General features: G+C 73.1%; 10 protein-coding genes and 1 pseudogene. 6 read left to right on the top strand and 5 right to left on the bottom strand.

Going from position 1 to position 16,296, the window contains the following annotated elements:
• The first annotated feature begins 35 nt into the window (after positions 1–35).
• On the top strand, positions 36–686 hold the full coding sequence (locus tag FHD63_RS04295; protein WP_139720409.1) for a class I SAM-dependent methyltransferase: 651 nt from the start codon (positions 36–38) through the stop codon (positions 684–686).
• On the opposite strand, the gene FHD63_RS04290 is transcribed toward FHD63_RS04295, so the two are convergent.
• Both FHD63_RS04290 and miaA read right to left on the bottom strand, forming a co-directional pair.
• Positions 666–1,895 (bottom strand): cation:proton antiporter, encoded by a 1,230-nt coding sequence (locus FHD63_RS04290; RefSeq protein ID WP_139720407.1) that lies wholly within the window; start codon positions 1,893–1,895, stop codon positions 666–668. The two genes, FHD63_RS04295 and FHD63_RS04290, sit on opposite strands and share 21 nt — an antisense overlap.
• A gap of 5 nt (positions 1,896–1,900) precedes the next feature.
• Positions 1,901–2,857 carry a tRNA (adenosine(37)-N6)-dimethylallyltransferase MiaA gene (gene miaA, locus FHD63_RS04285; RefSeq protein ID WP_139720404.1) on the bottom strand — a complete coding sequence of 319 codons (957 nt, stop codon included), beginning with the start codon at positions 2,855–2,857 and terminating at the stop codon, positions 1,901–1,903.
• 61 nt (positions 2,858–2,918) lie between these two features.
• On the opposite strand from miaA, the gene FHD63_RS04280 reads away from it, so the two are divergent.
• The 4 genes from FHD63_RS04280 to FHD63_RS04265 all read left to right on the top strand — a co-directional run bounded on the left by FHD63_RS04280 (position 2,919) and on the right by FHD63_RS04265 (position 7,794).
• A complete protein-coding gene (locus tag FHD63_RS04280) occupies positions 2,919–3,272 on the top strand; it encodes a DUF4282 domain-containing protein (protein WP_139720403.1) in 354 nt (117 codons plus the stop codon).
• A 47-nt stretch (positions 3,273–3,319) separates the two neighbouring features.
• Positions 3,320–4,174 (top strand): pyruvate, water dikinase regulatory protein, encoded by an 855-nt coding sequence (locus FHD63_RS04275; RefSeq protein WP_139720401.1) that lies wholly within the window; start codon positions 3,320–3,322, stop codon positions 4,172–4,174.
• 64 nt (positions 4,175–4,238) lie between these two features.
• A complete protein-coding gene (gene ppdK, locus FHD63_RS04270; protein WP_139720399.1) occupies positions 4,239–6,899 on the top strand; it encodes a pyruvate, phosphate dikinase in 2,661 nt (886 codons plus the stop codon).
• 109 nt (positions 6,900–7,008) lie between these two features.
• Positions 7,009–7,794, top strand: coding sequence for a (2Fe-2S)-binding protein (locus tag FHD63_RS04265; protein ID WP_139720397.1), 786 nt, complete (start codon positions 7,009–7,011; stop codon positions 7,792–7,794).
• 254 nt (positions 7,795–8,048) lie between these two features.
• On the opposite strand, the gene FHD63_RS04260 is transcribed toward FHD63_RS04265, so the two are convergent.
• Complete coding sequence (locus FHD63_RS04260; RefSeq protein WP_139720396.1) at positions 8,049–9,257, bottom strand: amidohydrolase; 1,209 nt, start codon at positions 9,255–9,257, stop codon at positions 8,049–8,051.
• A 366-nt stretch (positions 9,258–9,623) separates the two neighbouring features.
• On the opposite strand from FHD63_RS04260, the gene FHD63_RS04255 reads away from it, so the two are divergent.
• Positions 9,624–9,872 carry a WhiB family transcriptional regulator gene (locus tag FHD63_RS04255; protein ID WP_010148753.1) on the top strand — a complete coding sequence of 83 codons (249 nt, stop codon included), beginning with the start codon at positions 9,624–9,626 and terminating at the stop codon, positions 9,870–9,872.
• A 45-nt stretch (positions 9,873–9,917) separates the two neighbouring features.
• Here the strand turns inward: FHD63_RS04255 and FHD63_RS04250 are convergent, their stop codons facing one another.
• Positions 9,918–11,417: a sensor histidine kinase gene (locus FHD63_RS04250; protein ID WP_139720394.1), complete on the bottom strand. Its 1,500-nt coding sequence runs from the start codon at positions 11,415–11,417 to the stop codon at positions 9,918–9,920.
• A gap of 19 nt (positions 11,418–11,436) precedes the next feature.
• A pseudogene (locus tag FHD63_RS04245) lies at positions 11,437–16,238 on the bottom strand (NAD-glutamate dehydrogenase).
• Positions 16,239–16,296 lie beyond the last annotated feature (58 nt).

The following is a 16,296-nucleotide window of genomic DNA, read 5'->3' as shown; positions in this document are numbered from 1 at the left end:
TCGGGCGGGCAGGTGGCGTGCGAGACTGGCCGCCGATGAGCACGGACGACGACGGCCCGCAGCAGCCGGCCGACCACTACTTCTCCGCCCGGCCCGCCTCCGCGGACGCGCTGCGCCCCCTGACGGTGCGGCTGGCCGGCCGCGAGCACGAGGTCCTCACGGCCGCGGGCATCTTCTCCCCCGACGGCCTCGACAAGGGGACCCGCGTCCTGCTCGAGCACACGCCGGCACCCCCGGCGCGGGGGACGTTCCTCGACCTGGGGTGCGGCTGGGGACCGCTCGCGCTCACCCTGGCCCTGGAGTCCCCCGAGGCCCGGGTGCACGCCGTGGACGTCAACGAGCGCGCGCTGGACCTCACCCGGCGCAACGCCGCGCTCCTGGACCGCACGGGCGTGGTGGTCGACCGCCCCGAGGACGTCGACCCGGACGTGCGCTTCGACCTGGTGTGGTCCAACCCGCCGATCCGGGTCGGCAAGCAGGCGCTGCACGACCTGCTGCTCACCTGGCTGCCCCGGCTGTCCGAGCAGGAGGGGGCGGCGGCCTACCTCGTCGTCCAGAAGAACCTCGGTGCCGACTCCCTGCAGACCTGGCTCGCGTCGACCCTGCCGGGCGCCATGGGACCGGTGCGGGTGTCCCGCGAGGCCAGCAGCAAGGGCTTCCGGGTGCTACGCGTCGGCCGGGGCTGAGCGCCCCGGCTCACGGGGGCGCGCGAGGAACGGGAAGATCAGCACCGTGAGGGCACCGGCGGCGACGAGCACGGCCGCGAGCTCGCCGGGGATGAGGTCGCGGGAGACGCCGAGCTCGGTGACCGCGACGATGATGGGCAGCCCGGTCGCCGCGTAGAGCGCCAGCCGTCGTCGGTCGGCCGGGTCGGTGAGGCCGGAGCCGGTCCGGCTGAACCGCTCGCGGAGCCAGACGACGCCACCGCGCAGCACCAGGATCATGACGACCAGGGCCAGCAGGAGGAGCGGCTGCTGGACGACCGCCGCCACGTCGATGTTCATGCCGGAGGTGACGAAGAACACCGGCACGAAGAAGCCGTAGGCGGCCCCCTCCAGCCGCTCCTCGTAGCCCTCGAAGCCCTCCGGACGCACGGCCCGGATGATGAAGCCGGCGGCGAAGGCACCGAGCACGACGTCCAGCTCGAAGACGCTGGCCGCGGCCATGAGCGTGAGCAGCAGCCAGAACGTCACCCGCATCGCCGTCTGGGCCGTCGTGTCGGCCCCCTCCACCAGGGCCGCGCGGATGCCCGGGACCCGCATCACCAGGCGGTGCGGCACCACGGCCACGAGCACGGCGACCGCGAAGAAGGCCAGCAGGACACCCGCCGACACCCAGGTCGACCGGGTCGAGAGCAGCAGCGCCATGGCCATGACCGGCATGAGCTCGCCCACGGCCCCGTGGGTCAGCACGGCCGTCCCGAGCGGGGAGTCCAGCTGGCCCCGGTCCTTGAGGATCGGCAGCAGGGTCCCCAGCGCGGTGGACGTGACCGCGATGGCGAGCACGGTGGCCGCGGCCAGGCTCTCGTCGGGGACGAGGGCCCAGGCCAGGCCCAGGGCCAGCACCAGGCACAGCAGCCAGGTGAGCGCCGCCTGCCGCCCCTGGCGCGCCCGCAGCGTGGCGGGGTCGATCTCGGTGCCGGCGAGCAGGAAAAGCAGCCCCAGGCCCAGCTCGCGCACCAGCCCCACCCCGGGCCCGACCTCCGCGAGCGCCAGCACGCCGGGTCCGACGAGGCACCCCAGGACGAGCAGCACGACCACGTCCGGCAGCAGGCCCCGCGAGGCCCGCACCACGACCGGCGAGACGACGAGGACGCAGCCGATCCAGAACATCGACAGCAGGGCGGTGTCCGAGGTGGGGGACGCCGAGGGCGCGGCCAGCGGGACCAGCTCCATGGCGGTCATCCTGCCCTGCCGGCCGCCCGCGCGACCACGTCCAGGGCCCGGGCGAGCAGGTCCGGGTCGTCGTGCTCCAGCCAGACGACCCGTGGGTCGGGGCCGAACCACGACTGCTGACGCCGGACCAGGCGTCGGGTGGCGGCCGCCGTCTCCTCCACCGCCTCCTGCTCCCCCAGCTCGCCGTCGAGCTGGCGCAGCGCCTGCGCGTAGCCCACGGCCCGCGAGGCGGTGCGCCCCTCCCGCAGACCTGCCGCGGCCAGCCCGCGGACCTCCTCGAGCAGCCCGTCGGCCCACATCCGCGCCGCGCGGTGCGCGACCCGCCGGTCCAGCACCTCGCGGTCGGCCCGCAGGCCGAGCAGGACGGTAGGCTCGAGCAGCTCACGGGTCGGCAGCGTCGCGCTGAAGGGACGCCCGGTCAGCTCGACGACCTCCAGGGCGCGCACGACCCGTCGGCCGTTGCGCCGCTCGATCCGGGCCGCCGCGTCGGGGTCGCGGCGCGCGAGCTCCGCGTGCAGCGCCTCGACGCCGCGCTCCGCCAGCTCCCCCTCCCACCGGGCCCTGACCTCGGGGTCGGTGGGCGGGATGTCCAGCCGGTCGAGCAGCGCCCGGACGTAGAGCCCGGACCCGCCGACCACGACCGGTACGCGGCCCCGGGACCGGATCGCCGCGACGTCCGCGCGGGCCGCCTGCTGGTATGCCGCCAGGCTGGCCTCGTCGCGCACGTCCAGCACGTCGAGCTGGTGGTGCGGCACCCCCCGTCGCTGCGCCAGCGTGAGCTTGGCGGTCCCGATGTCCATCCCCCGGTAGAGCTGCGAGGCGTCCGCCCCGACGACCTCCCCGCCCAGCTCGAGCGCGAGCCGCACGCCCAGGTCGGACTTCCCGGTCGCCGTCGGCCCCACCACCGCCACGACCGGGTGGTCGGGCGCGGCCTCGTCGGCCGAGGGGGTGGCGCGCTGCATACCGGAAGTCTGACATCCGGAAGGGGTGACGCAGGTCACTGACCAGCGCTAGGTTGGGGGCATGAGCACCCAGCACCCGTCCAGCACCCCTGGTGAGCCAGAGCGCGCCTCCTCCCCTGGGGGCGGCCTCAAGGCGCTCTTCGACTTCAACTTCGACACCTTCGTCACCCCGAGCATCGTCAAGATCGTCTACGTCATCGCGACCGTCCTCGTCGCTCTCCTGACGATCGGTTTCGCCATCAGCGGGCTGACGACGATGTTCCGCGGCGGCGCGGGAGTCGTCCTCGGCTTCCTGCTGCTCCTGGCCTCCCCGATCATCGGGCTGGTCTACCTCGCGTTCGTGCGCATGAGCCTGGAGCTCTACTACGCCGTCATCCGGCTGTCGGAGGACGTGCACCACCGCGGCCGGCTCTGAGGCCCGTCGCGACGCCGGCGACGACGTCACGGCATACCCTCGACACCATGTCGCGCCCTCCGGTCGAGCTGCACATCATCGCCGACTCCACCGGCGACACCGCCGCCCGCGTGGCGCGAGCGGCCGCCGCGCAGTACGCCGACCACGACGTGCGCATCATCCGGCACCCGCGGCAGTCCTCACTCGACGGCCTGCACGACTCCTTCGCGCGGATGCGGCCCGAGCAGGTCCGCACCGTCGTGTTCTCCACCGTGGTGGACGAGGCCCTGCGGGTGCGGGTGACCCAGCTGTGCGAGGAGCAGGGGCTGCCGCACGCCGACCTCCTCGAGCCGGCGGTCACCGCGCTGTCCGCGGTCACCGGCCAGGCGCCGGAGCGGGTGGTGCGACCCGTCGGGGTCGGCGAGGACTACTTCAAGCGGGTCGCCGCGATGGAGTTCGCCATCGCCAACGACGACGGCAACCTCTCCAACCACCTGCGCGAGGCCGACATCGTGCTCATCGGGGTGAGCCGCACCGGCAAGACCCCGTTGTCGATGTACCTCGGCTACCTCGGCTACCGCACCGCCAACATCCCGCTCGTCCCCGGCATCGCCCCGCCGCAGCAGCTGCAGGAGGTGCAGCGGTGGAAGATCGTGGGTCTCACCATCGACCCCGAGCGGCTGCAGCAGATCCGCGGCCGGCGGGTGCGCGCCATGGGCAGCCCGCAGAGCCACCGTGACGGCTACACCGACCTGGTGAAGATCTTCGACGAGCTGGACGAGGTCGCCCAGCTGCAGCGCAGCCTCGGCTGCCCGGTCATCGAGACCACCGACCTGGCCCTGGAGGAGGCGGCCGGGAGGGTCATCGAGGTGGTGCAGCGGCGCCGTGAGGCGGCCGCCGGCGGCACCTCGTTGTCCCGGTAGGCTCCGTCCCACACAGGACGGCACGGGGCGACGGGGCCCCGCCCCTACCGCGAGGAGCGCAGAGATGGCCGGAGAGACGCAGACCTACCTCTACGACATGTCCGAGGGCAACGCGCAGATGCGCGCCCTGCTGGGTGGCAAGGGGGCCAACCTGGCGGAGATGAAGCGCCTCGGCATCCCCGTCCCCGACGGGTTCACCGTGAGCACCGCGGCCTGCATCGCGACGACCGAGGCCGGCGGCGAGTGGCCGGAGGGTCTGTGGGAGGCCGTGCTCGCCTCCCTCGAGCGGCTGGAGGAGCGCACCGGACGCACCCTGGGCGGCGAGCGCCCGCTGCTGCTCTCGGTCCGCTCCGGCGCCGTGGTCTCCATGCCCGGGATGATGGACACCATCCTCAACCTCGGCATCGGCGCGGAGACCGTCGAGGCCCTGGGCGCCGAGTCGGACAACCCGCGGTTCGCCTGGGACTCCTACCGCCGCTTCCTGCAGATGTACGGCGAGGTCGTCGAGGGCGTGGCGCCGCACGCCTACGAGGACGAGCTGACCGCCCTCAAGGCCCGCCGGGGGGTGGAGCAGGACACCGACCTCAGCACCGAGGACCTGCAGGAGCTCGTGCAGACCTACCTCGAGGTCTCGCGCCGCGAGCTGGGCCGCGACCTGCCCACCGACCCCCGTGACCAGCTGCGCGGGGCGATCTCGGCCGTCTTCAACTCCTGGGACACCCCGCGCGCCCGGGTCTACCGCCGGGCCAACGGCATCCCCGACGACCTCGGGACGGCCGTCAACGTCATGCAGATGGTGTTCGGCAACCGGGGCGACACCTCCGCGACGGGGGTCTGCTTCACCCGCAACCCCTCCACCGGCGCCCAGGAGCTCTACGGCGAGTTCCTCGTCAACGCGCAGGGCGAGGACGTCGTCGCCGGGATCCGCACCCCCAAGCCGCTCGCCGAGATGGAGGAGGTGCTGCCCGAGGCCTACACCCAGCTGGTGCAGACCATGCACGACCTCGAGGCGCACTACAAGGACATGCAGGACATCGAGTTCACCGTCGAGGACGGCACGCTCTACCTGCTGCAGACCCGCAACGGCAAGCGCACCGCGGCGGCCGCCCTCCGGGTGGCGCGCGACCTCGTCGAGGAGGGGGTGCTGACCCAGGAGGAGGCGCTGCAGCGCGTCGAGCCCGGCCAGCTGGACCAGCTGCTGCACCCCGCCATCGACCCCGAGCACGGCCGCAGCCCGGTGACCAAGGGCCTGCCGGCCTCTCCCGGGGCCGCCGTCGGCGAGGTGGTCTTCGACGCCGACACCGCGGCCACCCGCGGCGGGGCGGGTGAGCCCGTCGTCCTCGTCCGCTACGAGACGACGCCGGACGACATCCACGGCGTCATCGTCGCCCAGGGGGTCCTCACCGCCCACGGAGGTATGACGTCGCACGCGGCGGTCGTCGCGCGCGGCATGGGCAAGCCCTGCGTCGCCGGGGCCAGCGGCATCCGCATCAACACCGCCGACCGCACCCTCACCATCGGGGAGCACACCTTCTCCGAGGGCGACCTCATCACCCTGGACGGCTCGACCGGGGAGGTCTACGGCGAGGCCCTCGAGCTGGTGCCGCCGCAGATCAACGAGGACTTCGAGGCGATCGTCACCTGGGCCGACGAGGTGCGTCGGCTCGGGGTGCGGGCCAACGCCGACACCGGCGAGGACGCCGCCAAGGCGCGCGAGCTGGGCGCCGAGGGGATCGGGCTGTGCCGCACCGAGCACATGTTCATGGCGGCCGACCGGCTGCCGGCCGTCCGGCAGATGATCCTCGCCGAGACGGAGGAGGACCGGGCCGCGGCGCTGGAGACCATCCTGCCCATGCAGCAGGAGGACTTCGAGGCCATCTTCACCGCGATGCGCGGCCTGCCCGTGACGGTCCGCCTCCTGGACCCGCCGCTGCACGAGTTCCTCCCCGACCTCGTCGAGCAGTCGCTGCTGGTGCAGCGCCTGGAGCTGACCGGCGGCGACCCCGACGAGCTCAGCACGGCCAAGGCCCTGCTCGGCCAGGTCAAGCGTCTGCACGAGCAGAACCCGATGCTCGGCACCCGCGGGTGCCGGCTCGCCATGCTCTACCCGGAGATCCCCGAGATGCAGACCCGGGCGATCGTCCGCGCGGCCCTCGCGGTGCGGGAGCGCGAGGGCACCACCGCCGGCGTCGAGGTCATGGTCCCGCTGGTGGCCTACGCCTCCGAGCTGCGGGCACAGCGGGCGGTCGTCGAGCGGGCGGTCGCCGAGGAGCTGGACAGCGCCGGCGCCGAGCTCGACGTCACCGTCGGCACGATGATCGAGCTGCCCCGTGCCGCGGTGGTGGCCGACCAGATCGCGCAGCACGCCGACTTCTTCTCCTTCGGCACCAACGACCTCACGCAGACCGGGATCGGCATCTCCCGGGACGACGCCGAGGGGGGCTTCCTGTCGGCCTACGTCGCCGACGAGGTCATCCCGCACAACCCGTTCGAGTCGATCGACCGGGACGGGGTCGGCGGCCTCGTCCGGCTCGGTGCCGAGGGCGGCCGGGCGACCAAGCCCGAGCTCAAGCTCGGCGTGTGCGGGGAGCACGGGGGTGACCCCGCCTCCATCGGGCTGTTCGAGGAGCTCGGGCTGAGCTACGTCTCCTGCTCGCCTTACCGCGTGCCCATCGCCCGGTTCGCCGCGGCCCGGGCGGTGCTGGCGCAGCAGGACGCCTCCTGACCCGCACAGCCGGCCGGGCCGGCGCAGGAGGGACCCGTCCGGGGCAGGTCACCGGGCGGGCCTGTCGGCCGGTGCATGCCCGGCTCGGGCAGGCGGACGGGGGCAGCGCATGAACGCACCGCAGGACGTCATGGACGACCTGTCGGCGCTCGGCGGCTTCTTCACGCTGGCCGACGCAACGGGCACCGACGCCATCCCCTTCGACGAGCTGCTGAGGGACGTGCCATTGGCGGGGCGCCTCGACCAGGTGCGGCAGGCGCTGGCGCAGGGCACCGGCCAGGACCCCGCCGACGTCGAGGTGAGGGTGGCGATGTCGGCCCTACAGGTCGGGCTCGCCTCGCGCCTGTGGTCCGTGGGCCTGGGCGCCGCGGTGCTGCACGGCACCGTGCCCGACCTGCGCTCCCGGCACCTGCTCGGCTCCCCCGGCCACCGCGGGGACGTGCCGCTAGCCCTCGCGGACGGGACGCCATGGCGCGCCGTGCCCGGACCGCACGAGGCCGCCGCCGAGCTCGCCCGCACCGTCGTGGACGGCAGCCTGGCGGACCTGGACGCGGCGTGCTCCCGGGTGGGGCGGGTCCCACCGAGGGTGCTGCTGAGCAACGCCGCCTCCAGCCTCGTCGGGGCGGCACGGGTGCTGGGCACGGCCAGGCCCGGGGCCGCCACCACGGCCTGGGCGGTGGTGCGCCTGGTGCTGGCCGCGCCCGGGCTGGCCCCCGGCGGCGCCGCCCGGTCCCGCGCCGGCCTGCCGACCGGCGTCGGCGGCCCCATGGAACGGGCCGACGAGGCCTTCCTGCGCGCCGGCTGCTGCCTGTTCGACCGCATACCCGGTCACGGGCTGTGCCCCGACTGCGTCCGGGCCCCCACCCACGCCCACCTCGTCACGCCCGGCCACTGACGCCCGCCGACCGGCCACTGACGCCCACCGGACCACTCCTGTGCACGCCCACGGCACCCTGTGCATGCATACGGCACCCTGTGCACGCCCACCGACCCTGAGCATGTCGACAGCACCCTGTGCATGCGGTAGACGGCATGCACAGGGTGCCGATGACGTGCTCAGGCTGCGATTCCGTGCACAGACTTCCCATCGAGGGCGCACCGGGGGGCGCGAACTCCCGGCCCCGGCTCAGCCGCGCGGCGGCACCCGCGTCAGCGGGGTCGGACGGTGCCGGTGCCGCTCTCCCGGTCGTAGGCGTAGACCTCGACCCCGTCGATCCACGTGCGCAGCACCCGGGACTGCAGGTCCAGCCAGTCGCCGGACCACAGGGCCAGGTCGGCGTCCTTGCCCACGACGAGCGAGCCCACCCGGTCCTCGACACCCAGGACCCGGGCCGGGTTGACGGTCACCGCCCGCAGCGCGGCGTCCCGGTCCATGCCCTCACGGACGGCGAGCGCGACCTGGGTGATGAGGTGGTCGATGGGCACCACCGGGTGGTCGGTGATGATGGACACCTGCACGCCGGCCCGGTCGAGGATCCCGGGCGCCTTCGGGCTCCGGTGGCGCACCTCGACCTTGGAGCGGCTGACGATCATCGGCCCGTAGAGCACCGGGATGTCCCGCTCGGCGACGAGGTCCGCGACGAGGTATGCCTCGGTCCCGTGGTCCAGCACGAGGCGGTAGCCGAACTCCTCGGCCAGCCGGATCGCGGTGGCGATGTCGTCCGCCCGGTGGCAGTGCTGCCGCCACGGGATCTCGCGCTCGAGGACCTTGACCAGGGCCTCGCTGACGAGGTCCGCGTCGACCGGGGTGTCCCCGGCCGCCGCGACCTTCGCCTGGTAGGACCGGGCGGCGGCGAAGGCCTTGCGCATGACCAGGGCGACGCCGAGCCGGGTGGCGGGGGTCTTCTTCTGCTCGCCGTAGACCCGCTTGGGGTTCTCGCCGAGCGCGGCCTTGATGCCGCTGGGGTTGCGCAGCACCATCTCGTCCACGTAGCGGCCGTAGGTCTTGAGCGCCACCGCCTGGCCCCCGATCGGGTTCGCCGACCCGGGGTTGACGTTGACCGTCGTGACGCCGGCCCCGAGGGCGTCGTCGAAGCCCTGCTCGCGCGGGTTGATGGCGTCGATGGCCCGCGCCGCGGCCATGACCGGGTCGGTGGTCTCGTTGCCGTCCAGGCCGGCCCAGCCCTCCCCCTCCTCCCAGACCCCGAGGTGCACGTGGGCGTCCACGAGGCCGGGGAGCAGCCAGGAGCCCGCTGCCTCGACGACCTCCACGTCGTCGGGGACGTCGACCTGGTCCCGGGGTCCCAGGGCGGCGATGCGCCCCTCGCGCACGACCACCGTGCCGTCCTCGATCACCTCGCCCTCGACCGGGACGACGCGGGCACCGACGATGGCTAGGGACGGTCGGGGACTGGGCACAGGAACTCCTCGGTAGCGGCGGATCAGGACCCTTCCCACCCTACGCAGCGGCCCTGACGGCCCCCGGCGCACCCCGCTCCGGGCCCCTCGCCCTGGGACGGGTGTGACTGATCACTCACCCGGTCGCGCGGCCCCGACGGCGGTTCACCCTTGTGCTACGGCGTGTCGCGATGGGAGGATCGGGAACACTGTCTACGGGCCTGGCGTTGGCCCCAGCAGAGACAGCGGCGCCAATACCCTGATCCGGCACCGCTCACACAGACGGAACAACGAGGTGTCGTCGCCCGCCGGACACCCCTGGACCCCGGACGTGGGCGACGACGAGAGGGCGCCCCTGAACGGGCGCAGACCAAGGAGCAGACACTGATGGACTGGCGCAACCGCGCGGCGTGCCTGGAAGAGGACCCCGAGCTCTTCTTCCCGATCGGCAACACCGGCCCGGCGCTGCAGCAGATCGAGGAGGCCAAGGCCGTCTGCCGCACCTGCCCGGTGATCGACACCTGTCTCAAGTGGGCGCTGGAAACCGGGCAGGACGCCGGTGTGTGGGGTGGGCTGTCCGAGGACGAGCGCCGAGCGCTCAAGCGTCGCAAGGCGCGCGCCCGACGGGCGAGCTGACCTCGACACCCCTGAGCACTCCGTCACCGGAGGAGGCCGTGACCCTCAGCCGGTGGCGGAGCCCCGCAGCCGCACGGTGAACCGCACGACGGTGCCGTGCGGCTTCGTCGTCTCCCACCCGATCTGCCCACGCAGGTCGCTGATGAGGGCCTCGACGATCTGCGTGCCCAGGCCGGGCCGCGCCGAGGCCTCGGGGGCATACCCCCGACCGTTGTCCTCCACGCGCACCTCCAGCAGGTCGGTCCCGCCCTCGTCGCGGGCGCGCGAGGCGCTGACCACGACACGGGACGCCCCGGCGGGGCGGTCCCCCTCCTCGAAGCCGTGCTCGACCGCGTTGTGGACCAGCTCGGCCAGGACCATCGCCAGGTGCGTGGCGTCGTCCGGCGGCAGCCAGCCGAAGGACCCCTCCAGCTCGGTCTCCACGACGGCCTGCGTGGAGGCGACCTCCACGGTGGCCCGCAGGATGCGGGTGGCGACGTCGTCGAAGTCGACCCGCTCGGAGAACGCCTGGCTGAGGGTGTCGTGCACCAGCGCCACGGTGGACAACCGCCGCCCCGCCTCGGCCAGCGCCTCCTGAGCCTTGGGGTCGTCCAGCCGCCGGGACTGCAGCCTCAGCAGCGCGGCCACGGTCTGGAGGTTGTTCTTGACCCGGTGGTGGATCTCCCGGATCGTGGCCTCCTTGCTCAGCAGCTCACGCTCGCGCCGACGGATCTCGCTGACGTCGCGCATGAGCAGCAGCGCACCCACCCGCCGCCCTCCGTGGGTGAGCGGCACCGAGCGCAGCGTGAGGTTGACCGCGGAGGTCTCGATCTCGGTCCCCCACGGCGCCCGACCGGTGAGGACCAGCGGCACCGTCTCGTCCACCGTCGCCCCGGGGGTCAGTCGCGTCGAGACGATCTGGGCGAGGTCCGCGCCGTTGACGTGGTCGGTGTGCCCGAGCCGGCGCAGCGCCGACACGGCGTTCGGGCTGGCGTAGTCGATGACGCCGTCGGCCGTGAGCCGCAGCACGCCGTCCCCGACCCGGGGGGTCCCCCGCCCCACCCCGGTCGCCACGTGGTCCATGGGGAACGCGCCCTCGGAGATCATCGAGAACAGCTGCTGGCTGATCTGGAGGTAGTTGACCTCCAGGCCGCCCTGCTGACGCATGTTCTGCAGGTCGGTGTGCCGGACGAGCACCGCGATCGGGCGACCGGTCCGGACGACGGGGACGTACTGCTCCCGGACGTAGCCCACCTCGTCCGGGGTCAGCGGCCGGCCGGTCTCCATGACCTGCGTCAGCAGGCGCTCGCGCGCCGCGCCCGGGGCCTCCCCGATGACGTCGTCGTGGTAGAAGTTCGGCCCGGTCGAGGGCCGCGCGTGCGCGGCCAGGAACCACGGCGAGAGGTGCGGGTCGGCGACGTCGTCGCGCTGCACCGGGAGCCAGAGGGTCAGGTCGGCGAACGCCAGGTCCGCCAGCATCTGCCAGTCACCGACGAGGCGGTGCACCCAGTCGATGTCGGCTCCCGACATCGACGAGCGCGAGAGGGTCTCCCGGAGAACAGCCACGAGGAGATTGTCGCAAAGGTCAGTCGGCCGATCCCTGCCGGACCAGTCCGCGCAGCGTGCGCAGGGCCACCGAGAGCGGAGCCAGGTCGGGCTCGCTCATCCCGCTGACGGTCCGCAGCACCTGGCTGGTGCGCACGAGCGCCTCGCGGTTCTCCGCCATCCACTCACGCACCCGCTCGAGGGAGTCCCTCGGCCTCCTCGGTCCCCGGTGCGCTCCACGACGGTCCGGGTGAGCCCGCGCATGACGCCGTACAGGTCGTCGCGCAGCGCGCCGCGCGCCAGGGAGGACCAGCGGTCCTCCCGCGGCAGGTGCGAGACGTGCGTGAGCAGGTCGTCGATGCGGAAGGCCTCGGACACCCCGAAGTAGACCTCGGCGACCTCCGTGACGTCCCGCCCGATCTCACCGGCCAGCTCGGCGACGTCCAGCAGCGAGTAGCTGTCGAGCAGGGAGGCGTACAGCTGCGCGAGGTCCTCCGGTATGCCGTTGGTCCTCGCCCACTCCGCGCGCTGGGCCCAGCGCTCGCGCTCGTGGCCCTGCAGGAGCTCGCCCAGGCGCGGGACCAGCGCCTGGACCGGCTCGGTGAACCGCTGGATCTCCTCGTCCATGCCGGTCGACAGCGAGCGGTTGTTGAGGAACCAGCGGGTGGCCCGGTCCAGCAACCGGCGCACCTCGAGGTAGAGCTCGGTCTGGATGTCCGTCGGCACCTGGTTGTCCAGCGCCTCGACCGCCGCGGTGTAGTCCGCCAGCCCGAAGACCGAGCGCACCACGTGGAAGGCCCGGGTGATCTGCGCCACCGTCGCCCCGGTCTCCTCCTGGGCGCGGAAGGCGAAGGAGACACCGCCGCGGTTGACCATGGCGTTGGCGATCTCGTTGACCACGATCTCCCGGCGCAGGGGGTGCTCCAGGATCTGCTCCCGCGCGCGCTCGCGCAGCGGCTCCGGGAAGTAGTGCAGGAGGGACTCGAGCAGCGCCGGGTCGTCGGGCAGCTCGGTCTCGCCGAGCTCGGTCTTGAGCCCGAGCTTGGCGTAGGCCACCAGGACCGAGAACTCGGGAGCCGTCAGCCCGGTGCCCGCCTCCTCGCGGCGCGCCCACTCCTTCTCACTGGGCAGGAACTCCAGCTCGGGGTCCAGCCCGGCGTGCTCACCGAGGTAGCGGATCAGGCGCTGGTGGACCGAGGCCATGACCCCCTTCTGCAGGCGGCCGTTGCCGATGAGGACGTTCTGCTCATAGTTGTGCCGCAGGACCTTGCGGGCCACCTCCTCGGTCATCGAGGCGAGCAGCTCGTCGCGCTCCTCCCGGGAGAGCACCCCCTCCTGCACGAGCGGCGTGAGCGCGATCTTGATGTTGACCTCGTGGTCGGAGGTGTCCACACCGGCGGAGTTGTCGATCGCGTCGGTGTTGACGTGGACACCGGCCAGTGCGGCCTCGACGCGGCCCCGCTGGGACAGACCCAGGTTGCCGCCCTCCCCGACCACGCGGACGCGCAGCTGCGAGCCGTCGACCCGGATGGGGTCGTTGGCCCGGTCGCCGATCTCCAGGTCGGTCTCGGTGGACGCCTTGACGTAGGTGCCGATGCCGCCGTTCCAGAGCAGGTCCACCGGTGCCAGCAGGATCGCCCGCAGCAGCTCGTGCGGCGCCATCGCGCTGACGCCCTCGTCCAGGCCCAGCCGCTCGCGCACCTGCGCGCTCACGGGGATCGACTTCTGCGTCCGGGGGTAGACCCCGCCGCCCTCGCTGATGAGGGCGGTGTCGTAGTCGGCCCAGCTGGAGCGCGGCAGCTCGAACAGGCGCTGCCGCTCGGCGTAGGACCGGGCCACGTCAGGGTCCGGGTCCAGGAAGATGTGGCGGTGGTCGAAGGCCGCGACGAGGCGGATGTGCTCCGAGAGCAGCATGCCGTTGCCGAAGACGTCGCCGCTCATGTCGCCCACCCCGACGACGGTGAACTCCGTGCTCTGGGTGTCCAGCCCCAGCTCCCGGAAGTGCCGCTTCACCGACTCCCACGCGCCCCGGGCGGTGATGCCCATGCCCTTGTGGTCGTAGCCGGCCGAGCCCCCCGAGGCGAAGGCGTCGTCGAGCCAGAAGCCGTAGTCCCGCGCCACCCCGTTGGCGAGGTCGGAGAACGTCGCCGTGCCCTTGTCCGCCGCCACCACGAGGTAGGGGTCGTCACCGTCGTGGCGCACCACGCGCTCCGGCGGCTCGATGTCGGTGCCGACGCGGTTGTCGGTGATGTCCAGCATGCCGCTGATGAAGGTGCGGTATGCCGCCTGCCCCTCCTCGAGCCAGGCGCCCCGGTCGGCGGCCGGGTCCGGCAGGTCCTTGGGGAAGAAGGCGCCCTTGGACCCGGTGGGGACGATGACGGCGTTCTTGACCATCTGCGCCTTGACCAGCCCGAGCACCTCGGTGCGGAAGTCCTCGCGCCGGTCGCTCCAGCGCAGGCCGCCACGGGCCACCGCCCCGAACCTGAGGTGGCTGCCCTCGACCCGGGGGGCGTACACCCAGATCTCGAACGCCGGCCGCGGCTCGGGCAGCAGGTCGAGCTCGCGCGGCAGCAGCTTGAGGCTCACCCAGGCCTTGGGGCGGCCCTCGGCGTCCTGCTGGTAGAAGTTGGTGCGCAGCGTCGCCTGGACGACGGCCGCCAGCGAGCGCAGGATGCGGTCCTGGTCGAGGCTGGCGACCTCGTCCAGCGCCCTGGTGATGTCGTCGGCCAGCTCCTGGGTGCGCGCCGCCCGCGCCTCCGCCTCGCCCGGGGCGTCGGGGTCGAACCGAGCCTCGAAGAGCTCGATGAGCAGCCGCGCGATGTCGGGGTTCGCGACCAGCGCCTCCTCGAGGTAGTCGAGGCTGAAGGTGCCCACCTGGCGCAGGTAGCGGACCAGGGTGCGCAGGATGACGACGCGCCGCCAGTCGAGGCCGGCCGTGAGCACCAGGGAGTTGAGGGAGTCGGACTCGGCGGACCCGCCCCAGACGGCGGTGAAGGCGTCCTCGAAGGCGGCCGACACCTCGTCCTCCGTGCGGTGCTCACCACCGCTCCACACCGACTCCGACGGGGCCCGCAGCCCGAAGTCGTAGATGTAGTCGGGCGAGCCGTCGTCGTTGCTGCCGTCCAGCTCGTAGGGCCGCTGGACGGTGACCTCCAGGCCGAGGTCGGCGAAGACCGGGAGGACGTGGGTGAGCGACATCTCCTCGGAGCGGTAGACCTTGAGCCGCCGCTCCGTCGGCGCCTCTCCCGGGGCGCGGTAGACGTGCGGGCGGGCCGACGCGTCGCTGCCGTGCAGCTCACCCAGACGCTGCAGGTCGAGGTAGGCGGCCTCGCCGTCGAAGTCCTCCTTGTAGGCCTCGGGGAAGGCGTCGGCGTACCGCGCCACGAGGTCGCCGGTGACGCCCTCGTCCTCGACGTGGGCCGCGACGGCGTCCGCGAGGCCCTCGACCCAGGTCCGGGTGACGGCGGTCAGACGCTCCTGGAGGTGCCGCTGGTCGACCTGGGGCAGGTCCTGGTCCCGCGGGACGGTGATGACGAAGTGCAGCTGCGCCAGCGGTCCGTCCCCGACCCGCGTGGCGTAATCGGCCAGCTCCCCGCCGTAGGTCTGCTCGAGGAGCTCCTGGACGCGCAGCCGGTTGGCGGTGTTGTAGCGGTCCCGGGGGAGATAGACGAGGGCGCTGACGAACCGGCCGAACTCGTCCGCCCGGACGTAGGCCTTGGCCGCAGGACGCTCGAGGAGACGGACCACGTCGCCGGCGGTCGCCGCCAGGTGCTCCACCGGCGCCTGGAACAGCTCGTCCCGCGGGTAGGCCTCGAGGACGCTGAGGAGGTCCTTGCCGGAGTGGCTGTCCGGGGCGAACCCGGACTCGGCGAGCACCTGCTTGACCTTGGCCCCGACGATCGGCAGGCGCTGGCTCGACTCCGCGTAGGCGCTCTGGGTGAAGAGCCCGAGGAAGCGGTGCTCGCCGACGACCTCGCCCCGCTCGCCGAACCGGCGGACCCCGATGTAGTCCAGCGGCACGGACCGGTGCACGGTGGCCCGCGTGTTGGCCTTGGTGACGGTGAGCAGCCGGGGGTCCCGCGCGGTGCGGGCCGCCTCCGGCCGCAGCACGGTAGGCGCCGGGTCGGCGTCCTCGTCCCGCAGGATCCCCAGCCCGCTGCCCGCGACGGCCTGCAGCGCCAGCCCGTCGCCGGTCTCGACGAGGTCGTAGCTGCGGTAGCCCAGGTAGGTGAAGTGGTGGTCGTCGATCCAGGTCAGGAAGTCGACGGTCGAGTCGATCTGGTCCCGGTCGACGGACCTCGGGGGCCCGATCTCGAGCTCGTCGACGATGGCCCGGGCGCGCTGGCGCATGGTCCCCCAGTCGCGGCAGGCGCGACGGACGTCGGTGAGCACCCGGCCCAGGTCGTCCTCGAGCGAGTCCCGGTCCTCCGGCTCCGGGACGCGGTCGACCTCGACGTGGATCCAGGACTCGACGCGCTGCCCCTCGCCCACGTCCTGCGGGTCGAGGTCGAGGACCTCACCGGTGGCCTCGTCGACGACGACCTGCGGGTGCAGGAGCTGGTGCACCCCCAGACGGTGCCGGCTGACCTCCCCCAGCACCGAGTCCACGAGGAAGGGCATGTCGTCGGTCACGACCTGCACCACCGTCTGACGGCTCGTCCAGCCACCGTCGTCCAGGGTGGGGTTCAGGACCCGGATGGCCGCCCGGCCCTCGTCCCGCTGCTCGGACAGCTCGGCCATCGAGCCTGCCATCGCCTCGCGCTGCTCCAGCTGGCGACCCGCCAGCTCGGTGGCGGCGAGGTGGTGGAAGAACCTGTCGGTGAGCGTGTCGGTCGACGTCATCGTGCGCGTGCACTCCTCGGGTCGCGGGCGTCCGGCGCACCCCGACGTGCGCCTGCGG

The organism is Serinicoccus chungangensis (genome assembly GCF_006337125.1).
GTDB classification, from domain to species: Bacteria; Actinomycetota; Actinomycetes; order Actinomycetales; family Dermatophilaceae; genus Ornithinicoccus; species Ornithinicoccus chungangensis.
This window is presented reverse-complemented; position numbering and strand designations above follow the sequence as displayed.